Origin of the sequence: Salinicola avicenniae, assembly GCF_023736115.1 — a bacterium.
Classification (GTDB): Bacteria; Pseudomonadota; Gammaproteobacteria; order Pseudomonadales; family Halomonadaceae; genus Salinicola; species Salinicola avicenniae.
In genome coordinates this window covers 461,243-480,624 of record NZ_JAKQZC010000003.1, presented here as the reverse complement: position 1 = coordinate 480,624, position 19,382 = coordinate 461,243, and the positions used below count along the sequence as shown (strand labels likewise).

The window sequence follows — 19,382 nt, the reverse complement described above, 5'->3', positions numbered from 1 at the left end:
GTCGGACCGCACGGACTCTGATCCAGTCCGTACTGACCCGTCGGTTGTCACCGCGCCGGTTGCGACTAAACCGGCTCTCGATCCCGTCGAGGCTCATTCAGTCGATGGCTATCCAGCCAATGCCCATCCAATAAACGTTATGTGATAACATATCTGTCCACATCCACACGATAGCCACTGGAGCGCGTCATGAAAGAGGGCATTCACCCCGAGTACCGTCAGGTACTCTTCCACGATACCAGCGTCGATCAGTACTTCCTGATCGGCTCGACCATGAGCTCGGACGAGACCATGACCTGGGAAGACGGCAACACCTATCCGGTCGTACGTCTGGATATCTCTTCCGCGTCGCACCCCTTCTACACCGGCAAGCAGCGCGAGGTGGGCAGCGAAGGTCGGGCAGCGCAGTTCCAGCGCCGCTTCGGCAGCGTGACAACACGTCGACGCTGAGCCGACCCAAGCCGGTCGCCACCGCGTGATCGGCGTGGGCTCGCCAACGGCTTCGCCCTATCCTGACCCTGAACCTAAATCTGACCCTGAATCTGACGATTGAAAATGCGACAAACAAAAACACCGAGGCCCGCACTAGGCGGGCCTCGGTGAGCAAGATACCGCGCCGAAGCGCGAGATCTAGAAGTCTTACAGCGGCTTGATGTTCGAAGCCTGCAGACCTTTCTTGCCCTGAGTCACGTCGAAGGAGACTTCCTGGCCGTCCTGGAGGGACTTGAAGCCTTCAGCCTGAATCTCGGAGAAGTGAGCGAAGAGGTCGTCGCCACCGTCGGCCGGAGAAATGAAGCCGAAACCTTTGGTGTCGTTGAACCACTTAACTGTGCCAGTTGCCATGATCGAATTCCTTATGCGCTTAGCGCTTGATTAACGATGCCGGGTGCTACCCGATGGAGTGGGCATAACAAGGGGATATAACCAGGCTACCGAATGATTCGAGTGCAACTGACAATATTCGACTTGCTACCTACCGAGTGCATGGTGGGCTTATTGGCGGCGTGAGTCAACGGATAGTTGCGATGAAAACGTAAAAAGATGCGGCATCCGGTCGCGGCCACTGGACAAGCCTCGGCCGCGCCCCTCTCCGCCCCGGGTAGACTCGCCGGCCAAGCTCTCAACAGGAGGCCCGGGAGGGCTCGGCCTCAGACGCCTGCGGCCCGTGTGCGGCATCCTCGTCAGGGACGGCTTGCTGGGCACCGCCCGCGCGTTGGCGCCGCGGCAGTGTCATGGCAACCAGGCACGCGACGACCAGCGCCACACCCAACCAGCCGAGCGGCGGCAGCATCTCGCCGACCACGACAACGGCAAGCCCGGCGGCCACGACCGGCTCGAACAGCGTGATCGTGGTGGCCGTGCTGGCCGAGACCCGCGACAGCCCCCGTCCGAAACAGTAATAGCCGATGAACATCGGCACCACGGCCATGTAGACGCCAACCGCCAGATTGTTCCAGGTGTCCAGCAAGGGCGCGCCAGTCATCCACAGTACCGGCATCAGCGCCAGCCCGCCGATCCCGAACATCGCGCCCATCGCCGCCCGGGTCGCCACGCCGCGTCGCATCAGCCGGTGTGCCGCCCAGGAATAGAAGGCGTAGGTGAATCCCGCCAGCAACCCGAGCCCGATACCCAGGACTACGCGTGACCCGGTCGCACCGGCCGTGACGGTCTCGCCCCCGGTTTCCGCCACGCAGAGCAGAAGCATGCCGGCCAGCCCCAGGCTCGCGCCGAAGACCCAGCGCCGGCTCAAGCGCGTGCCGTCCAGCACGTTTTCGATCAACGCTGACAGCAGCGGCGCCGAGCCGATCGAGACGACCGTACCGATGGTCACCCCGGCGTATCGCATCGCGGCATAGAACGCCAGCGGGTAGATCGCCACCGCCAGCGCGCCGACGACCACGCAACGCCAATGGGCCCGTATCAGCGCTCGCCCCTTGGCGATCTGACCGGCGGCGGTCAGCGCCTGCAGCAATCCGCCGAAGCCCATGGCCACGGCTCCGATGGCCAGCGGGCTGACGCCGGGCGCGAACGTCGCGGCGGTGCCGGTCGTGCCCCACAGCGTGGCGGCAGCCATCACCGCCGCGATGCCCCAGGGGTCCTGCGGCATCTTCGTCATGCGTCTTTCTCCAGCAGCTTGCCGGCCAGTGCCCGAGCCTCGGCCACGCGGGCACTACTGCCCTCCAGGCCGGCACGCGCCATCGCGCCCTCCAGCAGGAAGGCCAGGTGCGCGGCCAGCCGTTCGGCCGATTCGGGACTGCGCCCCGGCTGGCGCGCCACGGCCTCCGCCAGCAGCGCCTCCACGGCCTCCTTGTGCTCTCTCACCCGTTCCCGCCCGGGCGAGCCCGCCGGCAGCTCCGCCGCCGCATTGAGCAGCCCGCAGCCCCGAAAGCCCCGCTCATAGGCCTGATTGGCGTGATCCTCGTAGGCAAGAAAGACCGCCATGACCGCCGCTTCCGGCGTCTCCGCCGCGGCCAGGCGCCGTTCATGCAGCGCCAGCCACTCGGCATGGCGTGCCTCGAGGTAGTCGACGACCAATGCCTCCTTCGAGGCGAAGTTGTTGTAGAGGCTCTTTTTCGCCACGCCGGCCTGCTCGACAAGGCTGTCGATCCCCGTCGCCACGATGCCGTCGCGATAGAACAGCCGCGCCGCCGCCTGCAGCAGGCGCTCGCGTGCCGGCACGACGGCCGCTTTCGCTGCCTGGTTCGTTGACCGACCTGCCCTTGCTGACATGCACTCCCCCTCGTTTCGAAACCCGAAAAACGGAAGATTCCAGAAGTCTGAAGACCGGATAAAATCCGGTAGGTAGACCAGTCTACCTATTCGTTATCAACACACAAGCCACCTACAAGCCGCCGCGCGTAGCCACCGTACAAGCCGCCGCGCGTAGTCACCGTACAAGCCGCCCCGCTCGCACTTCGAGACACGACCTTTCCGCTGCGATACCCTCGACGGTTCCGCCCGCGAATCCGCAGGCCAAAATTGGCAGGAGCAATGCCCATGGAGCTGGCTGTCTGGTTGACCTATCTCGGCGTCATTGCCGCGCTGATTCTGTTCCCGGGGCCGGTCGCCCTGCTCTGCATGCATCATGGGCTGCGCCACGGTCGTCGCCGGGCGCTGGCCACCGTGGTGGGCGGCGCCCTGGCGTCGCTCGCGCTGATGGCGCTCTCCTCGCTCGGGCTCGGGGCGATCCTCGCCACCTCGGAAACCGCCTTTCTCGTGCTCAAGGCGCTCGGCGCTGCCTATCTGATCTATCTCGGCATCCAGGCATGGCGCGCCCCCGCCGAGCCGATGACCACCACCGACACGGAAGAGGCCGCTCCCGGCGGCACTCGCTCGCCGTGGCGGCTGTTCACCAAGGGCTTCACCGTCGGTATCAGCAACCCCAAGGATCTGTTGTTCTTCGGCGCGCTCTTCCCCAACTTCATCGATCTCGGCCAGCCGCAGTGGTCGCAGTTCGCGATCCTCGCGCTGACGTGGCTCGCCGTAGATCTCGCGACCATGACCACCTACGCCTCGGTGGGTTCGACGGTCAGCCGCTGGTTCGGCACGCCGCGCCGTGTGCGCCTGTTCAACCGCACCACGGGTGGGCTGTTCATGGTCGCCGGCGGCGCGCTGGCCAACTCGCACCGCTGAAACGTCGGCCCCGCCGGACATCGTGAATTCCTCCAAGGAGCAGAACCCAGCCATGGATGTCGACACGCTTCACCAACCGATTGCCGTCTTCGATGCCGGTATCGGCAGCTACGCCATCGTCGCCGAGATCCAGCGTCGCCTGCCGCAGCAGGACATCGTCTACTTCGCCGACCGCGCCAGCTTTCCCTACGGCAGCAAGCGTCCCGACGCGCTCGAGGGCGTCATGCGGCGCACGCTGCGCTTCCTCGAGCGCTTCTCGCCTTCGGCCATTGTCGTCGCCTCCAACGCCCCGTCGATCACCGTGCTGGATGCCGTCCGCCCGATGACGTCAGTGCCGGTCTACGGCGTCTTCCCGCCGTTGAAGGCCGCGCTCGCCGACTCCGCCAGCGGTCAGGTCGGCATCATGGGCGTGCGTTCGCTGGTCGAAAGCCGCATGCTGGCGGCGTTCGTGACCGAGCAGGCGGGCAACGAGGCGGAAGTCGCCCTCATCGATGCCTCGAGCCTGGTCGAACTCGTCGAGAGCGGCGCCTTTCTGTTCGACCCAGATGGCACTCAGCAGCAGGTCGACGCCTTCCTGGAAAGGCTGTTTCAGCGCCGGCCGTCGATCGACGTGCTCACGCTTTCCAGCACCCACCTGCCCTGGCTCAAGGGCTTCTTCGAACGCGCCCGGCCGCAGTGTCGCTTTCTCGATCCGGCGGAGAGCGTGGTCGCCGGACTGGGCACCGGCACCGCAGGCGCGGGCCGCATTCGCACGCTCGTCACCGAAGACAAACGCTACTCGGTCGACGACTTCCGCCGCATGCTCGAACGGCTCGGCGTCGAGCTCACGCTGGAAGTGGTCGAGCCCACCGCAACGTCGAAGGCTCCCTAGACCGCAACGGCCACTGCCCCTGACACGTCTGATCTCCTCTCGTCACGTCTCGTCTCCTATCGTCACGGTACGGCACGGCGCTCGCTGCAGGATCGTTCAAGACCGGAACCGCCGCACCCGCTAGCCTGTCGCCTCGACTGAACCGAAAGGCACGAGGCGGAACATGGAGCGGAACATCGAGATAGTGCTGTACGCCTTCACGGTGATGTACACCCCCGGGCCGGTGAACCTGCTGGGTCTCAACGCCGGCCTGAGTACGCCACTCAGGCGGACGCTAGGCTTTTTCGCCGGCGTCGCGCTCGCGATCTTCTGCTGGTTTGCGGTCATCGGATTCGCCGGGCAACTGATCGTGGTCGAACGGATCATCCCCGTCATCGCGCTCGCCGGCAGCCTCTACATTCTCTATCTGGCCCTCAAGGTCTACCGCGCCGTACCCCCGAACGCCACTGAGTCCACCAATGGCGCCAGCGCCCAGGGCGCAGCCGGCCAGCTTCGCTTCCGGGACGGCTTTCTCATGCAGCTGCTCAACCCCAAGAACTCGGTGCTGGTGATCCCCATCACCACGGTGATGTTCCCGACGCATGGCATTGCCGGGCTTTCGCTCATCGCGGCATCGACGCTGATCGCGCTCGGCGGCGGTGGCGCGCCGTTGCTTTACTGTCTCGCCGGCAGGACACTGGGCAAACGCATCGCCCGGCCCGAGGTGCTGGTGCGCTGCAACCGCATCATGGCGCTGCTGCTGGTCGTGGTCGCGGTGCTGCTGCTGTATGACTACGTGCTGTCTCCCCTGAGGGAAGCGATAACATGACGCTCGACAATGACTGGTGTGTCGTCGCGCCCACGACAAGGATCGAGCGCATCGAGGCGCGCTTTCACGGCCACGCCTACAGCATGCACCGCCACGACACCTTCGCCATCGGCATCACGCTTTCCGGCGTGCAGAGCTTTCATTATCGTCGCGGCCACCGGAGCAGCCTGCCGGGCACCGTCATCGTCATTCATCCGGACGAGCCCCACGACGGTCATGCCGGGAACGACAGCGGCTTCCAATACCGCATGCTCTACGTCTCCCCGGCGCTGATTCAGACCATGCTGAACGGCGAGGCGCTTCCCTACGTGAATGGCGGCCTGACGCGGGATGCCAACCTGCAGCGCGCCGTCAGTGCGCTGCTCTGCTCGATAGACGCACCGCTGGATACGCTGGAAGAAGACAACGGCCTCGCCGATCTCGCCAGCGCGCTTCAGGCCAACAGCGATGCCCGGGGCCAACGCCAGCGCACGACACTGGATGCCCGCGCCGCGCATCGCGTTCGAGACTATCTCGACCTCCACTATCGGCACCCCGTCTCGCTCGACGAACTCGAGCGGATGACCGACCAGCCGCGATGGACACTGACGCGGGATTTTCGCGCCCTATTCGGCACCAGCCCGTATCGATATCTCACCCTGAGACGGCTCGACTTCGCCCGCCAGCTGATCACCAACGGCGCGACCCTGTCGGATACGGCGCTGACGGCCGGGTTCTCCGACCAGAGCCATCTTACCCGCGCCTTCAAGCAAGCCTTCGGCGTCACGCCGGCCCGTTGGCGCTCGCTACTGACGGGGCGATGATCACGCTCTGGAAATAAGGGGGCGAACCAGGGATGAATGGGGCGAACCAGGGATAAGCCAAGGGACAGCGTGATGAATGCACCACCTCCACGAAAACCGGAGAGGATCAACGTCATCGGCACCAGCGCGAGCGGCAAGACCACGCTCGCCTACCGGCTCGCCGAGGTGCTCGACCTACCGGTCATCGAGATGGATCGGCTGCAGTGGCGGCCGAACTGGCAAATGGCACCCGATGAAACCTTTCTTGCCGAGCTGAGCGCTGCCCTCGATGCCACGCCGGGCTGGGTGCTCGATGGCAACTATCACCGCACCCGCGAGATCAAATGGCGCAATGTCGACATGATCGTCTGGGTCGATACCAGTTTCTGGCGCACGCTACGCCAGGCCGTCAGCCGCGCCATCAGGCGCATACGCGCGCAGGAAGAACTCTGGCCCGGCACCGGAAACCGGGAAAGCCTACGCCGTACCTTTTTTAGCCGCGACTCCGTACTGCTGTGGATGCTGAAAACCTGGCGGAGCCACCGGCGCCGCTACGAGACGGTGATGCAGGCCCCCCGCTACGCGCACATACGGTTCGTGCGTCTGCGAAACCGGCGAGAAGTAGAGAGTTTTATCGAGTTAATGGCGAGGCAAGGTTAGAAAACCTATCCATGCAACTGATTCAAATGAGCTCTTCCGAAAAATAAGCGTAAGTGTATGCCACTGGATGCGATCGGAGGTTCATACCCCCCCGGTACGACAGTTGGGCCAAAGACGGCTCACGGCCAGAAGCAGACGTTAAGCCAGAGTAGATATAACGCTGAACGAAGCGGCGCGTCTCACGCGTCCGCTTTCCGTGACTTGTTACACCTTGTTGGCGCGCTGTATCGAGTTCGAAATTCGACCAACTAGCGATTTTGTCTCTGCAACAAGCGAGTCAATATATTCCGAAGTGACCTTTATCTGATTTCCTAGTTCAGCCCTAGCTAGACTTCCAGCCTTTTTGATGTACAGCTCGTTTACGACGCCATGGTTATGAACGATCAGATCTCTTGTCGCTTTGTATTCTTTCCAGTTTTTGAAAAGCTGATTCGTTTTACTATCAACTTCGATACCGATAACTTTTTCTAGGTACTCGAACTGTTTTTCCGGGGAGGCGTAAAAAATAGCTATCAACTCTCTATCAATAAGCTCATCGGTGATCTCGTCTAAAGACTCAGCGTCAATTATCGAGCTCACGTCAACCTTTTTAACGTGGTCAATGCCCTGTACGCGAGTTTTCAGTCTCCTTTTATCTATATTTAAGACCCCGCGAACCAAGTCCGATAGATAAGCTTCAACTTGCGCCACGATATAGGTGTGTATTGAAAAGTTAAACTCTGTGCTTTCCGCAGATTGTAGTAATTCAACGAGATCAGCTTTTTCTCTTCTTATACGCCTGATCTTTCCAGCATTTTTCGTTGGAACAATTAACTTTTCAGACTCAAGAAATTCTTCGTTTTTTGCTGCCATTAACAGGGCATCTCTAGCCAACGATGACCAGATGTAGGTGTTGTTTATCTTTTTCTGGTAAGAGACTCTGAGTTTTCCTGCCAGCTCGTACAACTGTTTTCGGCTCATTTCGATCCCTAGGTGTAACGCCGCCAGCAAGTGCGGCTTTATAGTGAAGGCGAAGCCGCAACGAAAAAGACGTCGCCGTGCCTAGCCTAGGTGAATTTTTACAGCACCATATGCAACAGCGGATAAGGCTTACCCTGACCATCGACTGGTGACCTACCTGTCACTTTAAAGCCAATGTGCTGATAAAAACCTACCCCTATTCATTCTGCTCGTTTACATCGACCCTTGATGCCCTCTGTTCTTTGATAGCATGGGCCGCTAACATGGCACCAATGTCTTTTCCGCGTGCATCAGGTGAGATGAACAACATATCAATATTACCGTCATGTACTCCACAGAGCCCCTGAATTTAACCGTTACTTTTTTAGCGCACCTTAAATCAACTGCGTCAAAATACTGCTCCAGAATTAACAGGCTTTAACTCCTGTAGATCATCTTCAACCAGAAAATCATGCCTTGCCCTGACCGACGCTTCCCACACTTCTATCAGCCTAAGGTAATCTACTTTTTCTACGATCTCAATATTCATCAATGAAACCGATTTAAAATTTAACGCTCCAAAGTAGCGGCGAGTTTACGAGTCCGACTGCCTTTGATTGTTAGTTTCACTCTCGGCGGCATGCCCCTTTTTCAAATCCAACTTACCGCTGTTCTCTAGCTTAGCTAGATCCCGTGCCCGGCGATAAACAGATGAAAGGATTTTCAAGACAGCCAACTCATTGTTCTCCGTCCGGAAATAAAGCTTAAACAATATTTCAGGCTTTATTCCCATCACCCTAGCGATGTCATTCACAGAGTCATGTATGAACGCTCTTTCTCTCTCAAGTAATGAAAGCTCTTCACTTCGAAGGTTGATTTTGGAAAGCTTCCGTTCACTTATTCCTTTCTGGATACTACTGTAGGTTTTATTGCCTGCAATTAATGCGGCTGAGACATAGCCAACAACCTGGGCGACATCCTTAGCAACATCAACTAGCTGGGAAAGCTCAATGAAACCAGGAGAAGCATATTGAATTGATCGAATCTGAGGCTTGTAGTCGCACGGTATTTTAACGAACAGGTTCTGATAGAAATTAACCGCACTGAACCCGCCGCGCCACGGATACTTCCCATATATGTACTGAATTTCGCCATCAAGGTAGTCATCAGCAACATCTAGAGAGTAAAGAAGTCCATATAACTGGATATAAACTCTTGTTAGCACATTGAGGTCAGTGAGCTGCCAGCGCCCATCCATGTATAGTTTAATGTCGCGAACTTCCATTTTTTCTCCCGATACTCGGATAAACTAACGCAGAGTGCAGCGGCAGTTTGTGGAGTGGCGTTTTGTGCTAGCGTAGCGGCCGGCACAAAAAGATCCAAGGAACAAACTGTCCGACTGACACGTATTGTTAGCCTTAGTTGCCAAGCGCATGCGAAATACTCTCCATGATTTTGTGAGCAAGCTCAGCCTCTTTTTGTGCCACCTTTATTTCGCCACTATCGAAGAACGCCTTTTCGTGAACCAGTTCCTTTCTTGTGGCTTTAAACGAATCGACGCTATCTAATAAATCGGTATCAGCAATCCCAAGCAAAGCAAGCTTTTCTCTATAAGACTTAAAATCATATTTCTTGAAGACTTCAACCCCATGTTTGAAAACGATTTCTTGATGAAGCAATGCCTCTAACCACATACCCGTAAACACAACAACTATCATAGATTGCTTGAATGAGTTGTGATTAGGATCGTATTTAATCATATAGCCATCAGTCCCATCTTCCTTGGGCGATCTTCCCTCGTCGACAAGGGAGACCATTTTCGAGTACGACTCTTCCGAAATCTGCTTATAGATAGACACATTTGAAAATAGCACTATCTACTTTCCTTGTGAGGCTAACAGGTATTAGATGGCGTGGTCGTTTATTGACTTGAATGCGCATGCGATTTTCCTCGGACCATCCGCTCCGGGTCGCATTCGGCCAAGAGCCGACGTTCAGCCAAAAGTAGATATAACGCCGCCATAAACGGCTGCCGATGCAACGCGTAGGCAGTCCGGTGGAGGCCGCGCTTTTTCGGCCGGAACGAATTTGATGGCCTTGTTAGGTGATGAGCCCATAGTCTTCAGTGTTGATTGCATTGATTGTTTTAAAGTGCTTCAAATACACATCACTATCGTAGCCAGACGCTGTAATGACACTGCCATATTCAGTGACAATTTTTCTGACAGCTTCGGTTATCAGCGCCATGACACAAACATAGGTCGACGCCCAACTCCCATGAGATGAAACATCAACTTTTTGTTTTATAGCCTCTAGATTCCAAAAACTGTTGATGGCCGGGAGCCTTTTTGCATTGTTGCTCTTGAAAATTCCCTCTTGGAACCACTCGACACTAATATAAAGCGGAGGGTCTGCCATGCCAGGATCAGAGACATTGTATTTTATGAGTACAGGAGCACCTTGAATGCTTTTCGACCACGCATCCCTTAGATTATTTTTTAGGCGGCCAGATTGATGCTGAAGAATATGACGGATGCACAATATAGTAGTTATCGCATCGTGCTCATATATTGATAAAACCGCCCCTTCATCTTTTAGAGCGCACATCATCCCGTAAATATTGTTAAAGACATTAACGCAAGCAATCTCTACGTTGCTGATACCCTCTTCGGGCTCGTTTATCTCTTTTATGAAGTATCCAAGCCTCAGTATCTCTTCGGGTAAAAGTCGTAATGTATTTGATAAAACATCAAATTGATCGTTCAGTTTACTCATAAATCTCTATCGCGATTTCACCTAACGCTTTACTCACCGGTAAATTAGGAGCGCAGCGAGTAATTTATCCGAGTGTAGCAACTTGTTAGTTGCCGATTAGTGCGGGAGGGTTCAACATCCACACGATCAAAAATACACCTATAGCTCCCGTTGCTCTTACCGAAAATTTCTGAAATCTAGATTCTACGGTCAACAGCCCAGGGATAATTGCTGCAATAGCGGCTAATGAAACAGCAAAAATACCCCGAAACATAAAGAACTGTGTCGGCGTGGGGCTGGGGATAAATATGGCTGCAATAAGTGCTATTAAGGCAAACAGCACACCTATAACAAGCCCTGATATAAGCTGCCACTTAGGAGTTTCATTCAAATCGTTTGCTCCGGAGTAGTTAAACCCTGCGATTGGCAAGGAGCTTTCTTTAAATCGTCTCTCTAATCTTATCCATTTATCTTTTTGCAGGTACTCTTTTGTCATTCTCTGCATGTTTGCGTAAGCAGAGTCATCAGGCTGCTCTAAAGCGCCTAGTAATGTTTCAGAATGGCTTCTAAGAAAGTTTATGTGAGCAATAAATGCGTTTAATACGCTGTGACAAGTCTCGGCAAAGCCTGTAACCCATTTCCCATTTACATGAGCACCCAATAGGCCGCTATTTCCAACAAAATTCTCAATGTAATTGAAATAGCTTGCACCTAATTTCTGGCACGCCAAGAGCTCTTGAAGAGACGGCTGCTCTCCTTTTTCATGGATTTTAGTAACAATATTGGTTAGATGTTCCATGTAGGCCTGTTTAAGCCTTTCTATTTCAGCCTCAGCTTGAATTACTGCTTGCTCATTAGTCATTTTATCTAGTTACTTTTGTGGCCAGAAGAAGCAATGTTGTCAGGTCGGTGTTATCTACACCTTCCATCGACATGCATTCATATGGACCTACAACATCATAGACTATTTTCTCAATATCACCCTTCGATGCTGAACTGCCAAAGACCTTCATTCGTCTGGAAATCTCTTTGAGATCAGCTTCAGTCGGTGACCAATCAGTTATTAGAAGCGCTGTTTCAATTTCTTTTTTTAAGTTTTCAATGCTCATATCTATCAACCTACTTCTTTGTGGCTAACTGCATCAAGGTAATCAGATCAGAGGTATCTGCACCTTTGTATATGTAACTGCCTGCACTAGGACAGTGTTTTTTGACAATTTCCGCCCAGTCTTTTTCAGATGGTGTAATACCCCTTGCTACAAGAGCTTTGATGTCCTGCTTTATTTTATCTAGCTGATAAGATGCCGGGTCATTCGGCGCAGTACCAAACTTGATTTTTATTCTATGAGCTAATTCCTGATCATTATTCATCGTATTTCCTTGCTTGGTTAAATCCAAGGCAGTTAACGCCGCGCTATGCGGAAAATCTGTTAGACAGCGGCGCCTTGTTAGCTTTCAAACTCGGCCTCTTTTAACTCAATAAGTTCTAGTATTTTCTTTGTGTCAATTAAAGGGCTGCCAGTAGTGAAGCTTGACTCTATCGGCCCCTTTTTCTTAGTTAAATCTACATGCAAATGGTCCGACCCATAATTGACATTGTGATGATCAGCCGAATCTATTCGAGCAACCTCTTTGCCATCTGACCTGAAAATCATATAGGCATAATTTCCTGGCGAGTCTAGCCTAAACCCCCCTTTTAACCCTGACGGTCTTACGAGTGTCATAGTGTTTGCGTTAGTTTTTTCGACTTTACAACCTAACTCCTTGGGTAGCCATGACAAAACTATTTCAAAATGTTCTTTAGTCTCTAGCGGCACTAACTGAAAAGGTGGTGGTTGTTTGAATAGTTTGGCCAAGTACTCAAGCAAACTGTTCTCAGTTTTAGCCACCTCCAAATGATTGTCACAAAGATTAAACCCAACCATAAATCCTTTGGTCGCACTCAGAGTAGAGCTCATCATCCGAAAATTATTATCACCACAAACAAGGCAGCCAGGAGAATTAAGAAACATAGACTTTTCTACGGCGGTGGATTGTGAACGCCCCTTAAATAATCCTTTAAACATTTCTGCTTCGCAAGATTGCCGCTCTCTAAACTCACGTATTCTTGCTTCATAGCCATCTTGACCTGTTTTTTCGCCAAGGTGATTAGGTGGAATGAAGGGCAGTTCCAAACCGTTGGACTTAAATATGCATGAAGCCTAGAAATTTGCAGCAAGTCCGCCTCTCGGATGAAATGATTTCGACCTACCGGATATCTATCATCATAAAAATAATATGCGGAAAAATAAAATACTCCACCTTCTCCATAAATATGAGGAAAGGTCGACTCTTTCATCATAAGCAATAGATGTTCTAGGCTCTTCAATTCAATGGCTTGGAAAGGCTCATTTTCTTTTATCAAATTGCATAGCATGGACTTTGCGCAAATATCAGCACTTCTACCACTTCCAGTATTTTTTAATGTTTCTTCAATAATTTCCCGAATTTTCATAACTTCCCATGTGTAAGCTAACAGGTATTAGAAGCGCGATCGTTTGCAAATTTGAACGCGCACGCGCGTTCAACAATGTTATCTAGCACACCATTCGCACCCCAACCTATTGAAACTGCAGGCTATAAACTATAGTTCGGCAACATAACACCAATAACCTTGCCTGCTACATAACACCCTTAAAAGTGCTTGCGACCATCCTCGGCCCGTCCGCTTTGGGTCGGAACCAGCCAGACCATTTGAGTTATTTCAAGAATGCTTTTCGTATCAACCTGCCACACTTCGTTTCATTTCTCTATCATCCGTTCCTCGGCTTTCGTCGTCTCCACTGCAAAATGCATCATTCCGTATCGTTTTTCAGGACCCGGAATCGCCTTGCGGCCCCAGCACCGGCGCGGCTTGGCGCCCTCTGCATCGCTGCATCAAACCCGACCCATTTAGCGCGCCGGCGGGGCGGGGAGTCGACAGCGCGCCGGCAGGTCGCGGCGTGACAAAGGCAGGATGGTGGCCACAGGAGCGCGGACTTCCACTAGCCGCTATCAGCGCGACAACGACTCGATGATCTTGCAGTCGGCCACGGTGTCCGCCTGGCAGCACTGCTCGAGCCGGTCGAGTTCCTGCTCCAGTTGCTGCAAATCCTTCAGCCGCGATCTAACCCGCTCCAGTTGCTCGTGGATGATCGAGTCGACTTGTTCGCAGGGGGCATTATTGTCATCGGCGAGTCCCAGCAAGGCTTTAACGTCATCCAGACTCAGCCCTAAATGACGAGCTCGCTTGATAAAGATCAGGCGATACCGCTCCTGCTCCGTATAGAGGCGATAGCCGGCTTGCGTTCGCGTCGCAGGTGCGATCAGCCCGACACTCTCGTAATAGCGAATGGTGACCGCTTTGGTGTCGGTAGCCTTGGAGAGCTGACCGATGGTGATTGGCGAAGTCATGACGGTTGACCTTATAGCCGCTAGAACCTTCATGCTATCAGCCAATCATTCGTGGAGGCACTGGCATGGATTCGTGCTGCGAGAACAAGGCTGGCGAGCTGGCGCAGTTGCGGGGCGCGCAGGCCAAGGTGTTGTACTGGGTACTCGGCATCAACGGCTCGATGTTCGTGATCGAGTTTGTGGCGGGTTGGCTGATCGGCTCGACGGCGCTGCTGGCTGACTCGCTCGATATGTTCGGCGACGCCACCGTCTACGTGCTGACGTTATACGCCCTGCACCGAAGTGACCGAACGCGAGCCGGCGCGGCGCTGGTCAAGAGCGGGTTCATGTTCGTTTTCGGTCTGGCGGTCATTGCCGAGGCAGTCCACAAGAGCGTGGTCGGCAGCGTTCCCGAGGCCGGGGCGATGGGCATCATGGGCGTTCTGGCACTGGCGGCCAACACGGTCTGTTTCATCATGCTGCTGCGCTATCGCTCGGCGGATCTCAACATGCGCTCGACCTGGCTCTGTTCGCGTAACGATCTCATCGCGAATACCAGCGTGGTGCTGGCCGCCATCGCCGTCGGCGTGACCGATTCGCTCTGGCCGGATGTGATCGTCGGCCTGGCCATTGCGGCACTGTTCCTGCATTCGGCCTGGCAGGTCTCAAGCGAGGCATGGGTGGCATGGCGGGCAGCGGGCTCGTCTTCACAAGATATGAGCGACGAACCTGTCGGTGTCGCTGACTCCGGTACCTGCTGCTCATCGAAGTCATGCTGCGATAATCGACGATAAGCCGACGCTGATGTTGCCCAGGCATGGTAGGTCATTACGGCTTCAAGAATGCTGCGCCCTACCCCTTACCACTGTCGGCTTAACCCCATAGCCATCCGTTATTTCAGTGCGTTGCTCTCGGGAGGCATCATCCGCGGTCTTTTTAATGGCCATGGAGCGAGCTGCGTGAAGAACTACCTGGGCAAGATGAAAGGCGCACCGGTCTCACACGGTGCGCCAAACTGGCGCGACGCGCTGTGGTCGTGGGTCGGCGCGTTCCTGGGTATGGCGGGCGTCGGCTGGATCAGCACACAGTCGATGCAGGCGCATCCCTTGCTGATGGTCGGCTCCTTCGGGGCAACGTCCGTGCTGCTCTATGCGGCGCCGGAGAGCCCCCTGGCGCAGCCACGCAACGTCCTCGGCGGTAACGTGCTTTCGGCGCTGTGTGGCTTTGCCACGTGGTCGCTGCTCGGCGATACCTGGATCGCAGCGGCGGTGGCCGTTTCCACCTCCATTCTCGTCATGCAGTTGACCCACACGCTGCATCCGCCGGGTGGTGCCACGGCGTTGATCGCGGTGATCGGGTCTGGCGAGCTGCACTCGCTAGGCTGGGTCTACGCATTCTTCCCGGTAGGGGCCGGCTGTCTGCTAATGCTCGTCGTCGCGGTGCTCGTCAATAATCTGGCACGACATCGACGCTATCCGCAGCACTGGTTCTGATAGCCGAGACATCGGCAAGGCATCACCGAACGGCGACTCCCTAACGCGTAAAGTCGTCGATTTCTTCGCAAACCTGGACCGAGAGGCGCTCGCCGAGCTCACGCATGCGGGTCATCTGCGCCGGGTTTTCAGCGCCCCAGAAAGCTTCCCAGCTCTCTCGGGCGTCCCACTTGGCAACGGTCATCACGGCGGTCTTGTCTTCCGTGTCGCGCAGCATGAAGCTGCCCAGCGCGCCCGGCACCGTCTCGTGTATCTGGTTTGTCGTGCGCGTCCAGACTGCCTGGAAACTGGCGAAGTTCGTTTCGCTGACGCGCCAGCGATAGATGACTCGTATCATTCACTCCCCCCACGCGAGTCCTGCCATCCCGAAAACGGCCCACACTATCAGCGGTAAGCGTCGGGCTATATCCGCCGTTGGTGGCCCTGTGGCGTTGGAGCATCGGAAAAGGACATTCGGGGGAACCCGCGCAATGGGCCGACAGAGACCGCATGGCAGCAGAGACTAGGGATAAGAGATAAGAAAGACAGGCGGGAACGGTAAAACAGAAATGGCGCCCGAGGCAGGACTCGAACCTGCAACCCACGGCTTCGAAGGCCGTTGCTCTATCCAATTGAGCCACTCGGGCGTACGGCGCAGACGATAACATTACGAGGGGCTTCGGCGCGAGGGTAAATCGCGCCGAAACCTTGGCGGACAGCTCGGGAAGTCACTGTTGCCATGGGATTTTCCACTGCCCTTCCCGGTGTGTCCTGGCGCTAGCAGCGCCAGGTCAGTGCGCCATCATCTCCTCGGCGACCGCCTGGCCGCTCAGGTCGGCGGGGTAATAGGTCGGCCAGTTGGTCACTTCCTCGAGCAGCGCGGCGCGGTCGTCGCCCATATAGAGATGGTAGTGGTCGGCATCCGTCGGGTAGATGGCGTGATCGCTGAACTGGATGTACTCCGGCGCGGCGTCATCGCCGGATTCGCGCTCGAAGACATAGCGTACGCCACGGTTGCCGGCCGCGTAGGTCAGGATCTCGTAGCCGTCGGAGACATAATCGCCGCTGTAGGTTTCACCATCGGCATGGAAGGTGACTTTATCGCCATCGATCTCGATACGTTCGACATCGGTACGGTAACCGGTCTCGTAGTAGGCCTTGTAGGCTTCGGTGCTCTTGTCGCCGGCTTCGGCCTTGTGTGCAAAGACAGGGTCGAGCGTGCCGTCCTGGAGATAGGGATAGACGGACTGCCAGTCGCCCGCCCAGTCGCTCAGCGCGCGATCTTCCACTTGGTTATCGTCGAAGTAGCCGGCGTAGATATCGGCGTCGTGATCGTGCCCATCGGCATGCTCATGGCCATGGTCGTGCGAATGCCCGTGATCGTGCGCATGATCGTGATCCTGCGAGTGATCATGATCGTGAGCGAATGCCCCGTTGGCGCCGATCAGCAACCCGAGTACCAGCAAGCTCGAGGTGGATAGCCCTGTCGTGGAGAGCCCTGTCATGGAGAGCTTTTTGATAGATAGCCCTTTTGCGGATCGCCCGTTGGCGGATAGCGACTTGCTGGCAATGCGTTGTGTGAACATCTCTTCTCTCTTGTGGCTGGCGAATAGGTTTGGCTGGCGAATAGCTTTGGCTGACCCATCGCGTTGACTGGCAACTAGGCGATTGAAGGTTATGTCGGCGACGAACGCCGGAAACACGGCCGCACGGGTGACGTAAAAGATCGCTTGCGCCCGCCTCCGAAAAATACGTTATAACATTGCATTTGAGCAACCATAAAAGCCCCGAGCGGGCCCGAGGATACCGAGTTAGTGTTGCCCGTGATCTCGCGGGTGCCTCTCCGCTGTAGCGAGGAAAGCGAACAACGCCGCGGGAAGAGAACTTGCGGAAAGAGACGTTGCGGGAAGAGGCCCTGGGCAAGGCGACTGCCGCGGAAACACGACAGCCGGGAAAGGGTTACGACGAGGGAAACAGCTGCAGGCTGCTCGAGCCAGTGGCGCGCCGCGCCAGCAGCCGTTGCATGGCAGCGGTCGGCCTGTCGAGCTTGTGATAGATCCGGCTGGCGGCGTAGCTTTCGTTGAAGACATCGAAGTAGTCATCGAGCACGTCGGCCGCGTTGCCCTCTCCGCTCTTGCGCAGCAATTCGGCGGCCACTTCGGCCGTACAGAGGTGCGAAGCGGATGCGGGCTTGCGCAGCCGATAGCGCGTCAGCCGGTCGGTATGCAACGGCAACACCGGCAGGTTCTCCAGATACGGGCTCTTGCGGAAGATACGCCGCGCCTGACGCCAGGTGCCGTCGATCAGGATAAAGACGGGAATGAAGCCGTCTTCGCGCGCGCTGGTCACGGCACGCTCGTCGACCACCCGGTGCTGATAGTCCGGCTGGTCGTCCGGGAAAACGACGAACGGCACGAAGCGTCGATCGGCAAGCCGTTCGAGCAGGCGCGCGTCCGGAGCCGTGCGGTACCAGGTGAAGATTTCGCTCTGCGGCAGCACGTCGGCGATCAGCCGCCCGGTATTGGTCGGCTTATTGTGCTCGTACGGGTGTGTCAGCAGCCAGACGCGAATGTCGCTGCTGGCGCTGACGCGATAGGGGCAGAGACAGTTGAGCACCGGCAGACGACAGCCATCGCAGCGCTCGACGAAGCTGCCGCGCGCCTTGAATTCCCGCCCGGCCGGACGCGCCTGCCCGGTACCGGGATCGCGCTCGGTCGCCGCATCACAGGCGGGGGCAGACGCATCGGCACTAGCCGTCGCGGCGGGGAACTCGGCGTCATCACGCATGGTTCGGGGGTCTCTGCTTCACGAAAACGAAACGAATTCTATCATCTCGCATCGCCCGGCAGAGGCCGGAATTGCGCAAACATCTGCATCAATTCCGGCCATAGCGCTGTGCGTCAGTGACCGGGGGGATCGCCAGCGATACTGTCTTTATTCGGCCTCGCGCCGGGTATCGCCCGTCGTCCCGCCCCCGGTATTGGCGCTTGCCACACTTGGCGTGTCGCGCACGCCGCGCTGTTTCCAGTACCCCGCCAGCAGTGAACCGGAGACGTTGTGCCAGACGGAGAACAGGGCCCCGGGCAATGCTGCCCCGGCGGTAAAGAACTGGTTGGCGAGCGTGACCGCGAGGCCGGAGTTCTGCAGCCCGACTTCGAACGCGATGGTGCGCGCGGTGCGGATATCGAAGCCGAGCGCGCGGCTGAGCCAGTAGCCCGCGGCAAGGCCGATGCCGTTATGCGCGATGACGGCGAGCGCGACGATCGGCCCAAGCGTGGCGAGATTGCCGGCGTTGAGTGCGACGACGATGGCGATGATCAGCACGATCGCGGCCATGGCGAGCGTCGCCAGCGGGGTCTCGATCTTGCGGATGCGCGCGCCGCCCAGCAGGTGGTGGAACAAGACGCCGATCGCGATCGGCGCGATCACCAGCTGGGCGATGCTCAGCAGCATGCCACCTACCGGTACGTCGATGCTCTGGCCGACGATCAGCCAGGTGATCAGCGGCGTGGCGACGACCGAAATCACGGTGGAGACCATGGTCATCGAGACCGACAGCGCGACGTGGCCGCCGGAGAGCCAGGCCATCACGTTGGAGGAGGTCCCGCCGGCGGTGGCGCCCACCAGCACCATGCCGGTGGTCAGCTCCGGCCCGAGCCCGAGCACGCGCGATACCGCGAGCGCGGCGAACGGCATGATCAGAAACTGCAGCACGACGCCGACGGCGATCGGCTTGGGCGCCTGGATCACACGAAGGAAATCCTCGCGGGTCAGGGTCAGCCCCATGGCGAACATGATCACCACGAGCAGCGTCTTGATCTCGCCCTTGAGCCCAACGAAAAGCTGCGGCTGAAAGGCCGCGATAACGGCCAGCAGGATGGCCCACACCGGGAACAGCCGGTTGATACGTTCAAACATGATCTGTGTGTCCTAGCGATGTCGTTGGCCCGCCGGTTGGCGGGTCCTGGCCGCTCTGGCGGCTCTGTGATCGGCGTCGTGAAGCCCACGGCGCAGTGTCGTGAAACCTACGGCACGGTCGTGAAGCAGGCTCC

At 56.8% G+C, this 19,382-nt stretch carries 24 protein-coding genes and 1 tRNA gene; 8 read left to right on the top strand and 17 right to left on the bottom strand.

The genetic code is table 11. The annotated features are described in order from the left end of the window. Nucleotides 1-189 precede the first annotated feature (189 nt). Nucleotides 190-450, top strand: a complete 261-nt coding sequence (locus MC381_RS08715) for a type B 50S ribosomal protein L31 (RefSeq protein ID WP_251977345.1) — start codon at nucleotides 190-192, stop codon at nucleotides 448-450. Nucleotides 451-639: 189 nt separating this feature from the next. Here MC381_RS08715 and MC381_RS08710 read toward each other — a convergent pair whose 3' ends face one another. The 3 genes from MC381_RS08710 to MC381_RS08700 all read right to left on the bottom strand — a co-directional run bounded on the left by MC381_RS08710 (nucleotide 640) and on the right by MC381_RS08700 (nucleotide 2,730). Beyond that, nucleotides 640-843: a cold-shock protein gene (locus MC381_RS08710; RefSeq protein WP_251977344.1), complete on the bottom strand. Its 204-nt coding sequence runs from the start codon at nucleotides 841-843 to the stop codon at nucleotides 640-642. Nucleotides 844-1,120: 277 nt separating this feature from the next. Beyond that, nucleotides 1,121-2,116, bottom strand: coding sequence for a DMT family transporter (locus MC381_RS08705; protein ID WP_251977343.1), 996 nt, complete (start codon nucleotides 2,114-2,116; stop codon nucleotides 1,121-1,123). Continuing rightward, nucleotides 2,113-2,730, bottom strand: a complete 618-nt coding sequence (locus MC381_RS08700) for a TetR/AcrR family transcriptional regulator (protein WP_251977342.1) — start codon at nucleotides 2,728-2,730, stop codon at nucleotides 2,113-2,115. The genes MC381_RS08705 and MC381_RS08700 overlap by 4 nt, the downstream gene beginning before the upstream one ends. Nucleotides 2,731-2,997: 267 nt before the next feature. On the opposite strand from MC381_RS08700, the gene MC381_RS08695 reads away from it, so the two are divergent. The 5 genes from MC381_RS08695 (at nucleotide 2,998) to MC381_RS08675 (ending at nucleotide 6,754) form a co-directional block, all read left to right on the top strand. Continuing rightward, complete coding sequence (locus tag MC381_RS08695) at nucleotides 2,998-3,633, top strand: LysE family translocator (RefSeq protein WP_251977341.1); 636 nt, start codon at nucleotides 2,998-3,000, stop codon at nucleotides 3,631-3,633. A 52-nt stretch (nucleotides 3,634-3,685) separates the two neighbouring features. After that, entirely contained in the window at nucleotides 3,686-4,504 is an 819-nt protein-coding gene (locus tag MC381_RS08690; RefSeq protein WP_251977340.1) for a glutamate racemase, read from the top strand. 163 nt (nucleotides 4,505-4,667) lie between these two features. Further along, nucleotides 4,668-5,312: a LysE family translocator gene (locus MC381_RS08685; protein ID WP_251977339.1), complete on the top strand. Its 645-nt coding sequence runs from the start codon at nucleotides 4,668-4,670 to the stop codon at nucleotides 5,310-5,312. Continuing rightward, nucleotides 5,309-6,115 carry an AraC family transcriptional regulator gene (locus MC381_RS08680; RefSeq protein ID WP_251977338.1) on the top strand — a complete coding sequence of 269 codons (807 nt, stop codon included), beginning with the start codon at nucleotides 5,309-5,311 and terminating at the stop codon, nucleotides 6,113-6,115. Before MC381_RS08685 ends, MC381_RS08680 begins: the two co-directional genes overlap by 4 nt. A 72-nt stretch (nucleotides 6,116-6,187) precedes the next feature. Next, nucleotides 6,188-6,754: a P-loop NTPase family protein gene (locus MC381_RS08675; RefSeq protein ID WP_251977337.1), complete on the top strand. Its 567-nt coding sequence runs from the start codon at nucleotides 6,188-6,190 to the stop codon at nucleotides 6,752-6,754. Nucleotides 6,755-6,958: 204 nt separating this feature from the next. On the opposite strand, the gene MC381_RS08670 is transcribed toward MC381_RS08675, so the two are convergent. From MC381_RS08670 to MC381_RS08625, 9 genes are all read right to left on the bottom strand, one after another. Continuing rightward, entirely contained in the window at nucleotides 6,959-7,699 is a 741-nt protein-coding gene (locus MC381_RS08670) for a hypothetical protein (RefSeq protein ID WP_251977336.1), read from the bottom strand. A gap of 589 nt (nucleotides 7,700-8,288) precedes the next feature. Then, nucleotides 8,289-8,978, bottom strand: a complete 690-nt coding sequence (locus MC381_RS08660; RefSeq protein ID WP_251977335.1) for a hypothetical protein — start codon at nucleotides 8,976-8,978, stop codon at nucleotides 8,289-8,291. Nucleotides 8,979-9,111: 133 nt separating this feature from the next. Continuing rightward, nucleotides 9,112-9,453, bottom strand: a complete 342-nt coding sequence (locus tag MC381_RS08655) for a hypothetical protein (RefSeq protein WP_251977334.1) — start codon at nucleotides 9,451-9,453, stop codon at nucleotides 9,112-9,114. A gap of 340 nt (nucleotides 9,454-9,793) precedes the next feature. Beyond that, nucleotides 9,794-10,468 carry a hypothetical protein gene (locus MC381_RS08650; protein ID WP_251977333.1) on the bottom strand — a complete coding sequence of 225 codons (675 nt, stop codon included), beginning with the start codon at nucleotides 10,466-10,468 and terminating at the stop codon, nucleotides 9,794-9,796. 85 nt (nucleotides 10,469-10,553) lie between these two features. Beyond that, nucleotides 10,554-11,309: a hypothetical protein gene (locus MC381_RS08645; protein ID WP_251977332.1), complete on the bottom strand. Its 756-nt coding sequence runs from the start codon at nucleotides 11,307-11,309 to the stop codon at nucleotides 10,554-10,556. 1 nt (nucleotide 11,310) lies between these two features. After that, nucleotides 11,311-11,556: a hypothetical protein gene (locus tag MC381_RS08640; protein WP_251977331.1), complete on the bottom strand. Its 246-nt coding sequence runs from the start codon at nucleotides 11,554-11,556 to the stop codon at nucleotides 11,311-11,313. A gap of 10 nt (nucleotides 11,557-11,566) precedes the next feature. Beyond that, the gene (locus tag MC381_RS08635) at nucleotides 11,567-11,818 is read right to left on the bottom strand and encodes a hypothetical protein (protein WP_251977330.1); all 252 of its coding nucleotides are present in this window, start codon (nucleotides 11,816-11,818) and stop codon (nucleotides 11,567-11,569) included. A gap of 77 nt (nucleotides 11,819-11,895) precedes the next feature. Beyond that, complete coding sequence (locus tag MC381_RS08630; protein ID WP_251977329.1) at nucleotides 11,896-12,621, bottom strand: hypothetical protein; 726 nt, start codon at nucleotides 12,619-12,621, stop codon at nucleotides 11,896-11,898. Between the two features lie 859 nt (nucleotides 12,622-13,480). Next, complete coding sequence (locus MC381_RS08625; RefSeq protein ID WP_251977328.1) at nucleotides 13,481-13,879, bottom strand: MerR family transcriptional regulator; 399 nt, start codon at nucleotides 13,877-13,879, stop codon at nucleotides 13,481-13,483. A gap of 65 nt (nucleotides 13,880-13,944) precedes the next feature. Between MC381_RS08625 and MC381_RS08620 the strand changes: the two genes are divergently transcribed. After that, the gene (locus MC381_RS08620; protein ID WP_251977327.1) at nucleotides 13,945-14,652 is read left to right on the top strand and encodes a cation efflux transmembrane domain-containing protein; all 708 of its coding nucleotides are present in this window, start codon (nucleotides 13,945-13,947) and stop codon (nucleotides 14,650-14,652) included. A gap of 165 nt (nucleotides 14,653-14,817) precedes the next feature. After that, the gene (locus tag MC381_RS08615; RefSeq protein ID WP_251977326.1) at nucleotides 14,818-15,351 is read left to right on the top strand and encodes an HPP family protein; all 534 of its coding nucleotides are present in this window, start codon (nucleotides 14,818-14,820) and stop codon (nucleotides 15,349-15,351) included. 40 nt (nucleotides 15,352-15,391) lie between these two features. Here MC381_RS08615 and MC381_RS08610 read toward each other — a convergent pair whose 3' ends face one another. From MC381_RS08610 to MC381_RS08590, 5 genes are all read right to left on the bottom strand, one after another. Then, on the bottom strand, nucleotides 15,392-15,688 hold the full coding sequence (locus MC381_RS08610; RefSeq protein WP_251977325.1) for an antibiotic biosynthesis monooxygenase family protein: 297 nt from the start codon (nucleotides 15,686-15,688) through the stop codon (nucleotides 15,392-15,394). 212 nt (nucleotides 15,689-15,900) lie between these two features. Further along, nucleotides 15,901-15,977 (bottom strand) — tRNA-Arg (locus MC381_RS08605). 144 nt (nucleotides 15,978-16,121) lie between these two features. Beyond that, on the bottom strand, nucleotides 16,122-16,835 hold the full coding sequence (locus MC381_RS08600; RefSeq protein ID WP_374708167.1) for a ZinT family metal-binding protein: 714 nt from the start codon (nucleotides 16,833-16,835) through the stop codon (nucleotides 16,122-16,124). 454 nt (nucleotides 16,836-17,289) lie between these two features. After that, nucleotides 17,290-18,117 (bottom strand): tRNA-uridine aminocarboxypropyltransferase, encoded by an 828-nt coding sequence (locus MC381_RS08595; protein WP_251977323.1) that lies wholly within the window; start codon nucleotides 18,115-18,117, stop codon nucleotides 17,290-17,292. Between the two features lie 147 nt (nucleotides 18,118-18,264). Further along, nucleotides 18,265-19,248: a bile acid:sodium symporter family protein gene (locus MC381_RS08590; protein ID WP_251977322.1), complete on the bottom strand. Its 984-nt coding sequence runs from the start codon at nucleotides 19,246-19,248 to the stop codon at nucleotides 18,265-18,267. Nucleotides 19,249-19,382 lie beyond the last annotated feature (134 nt).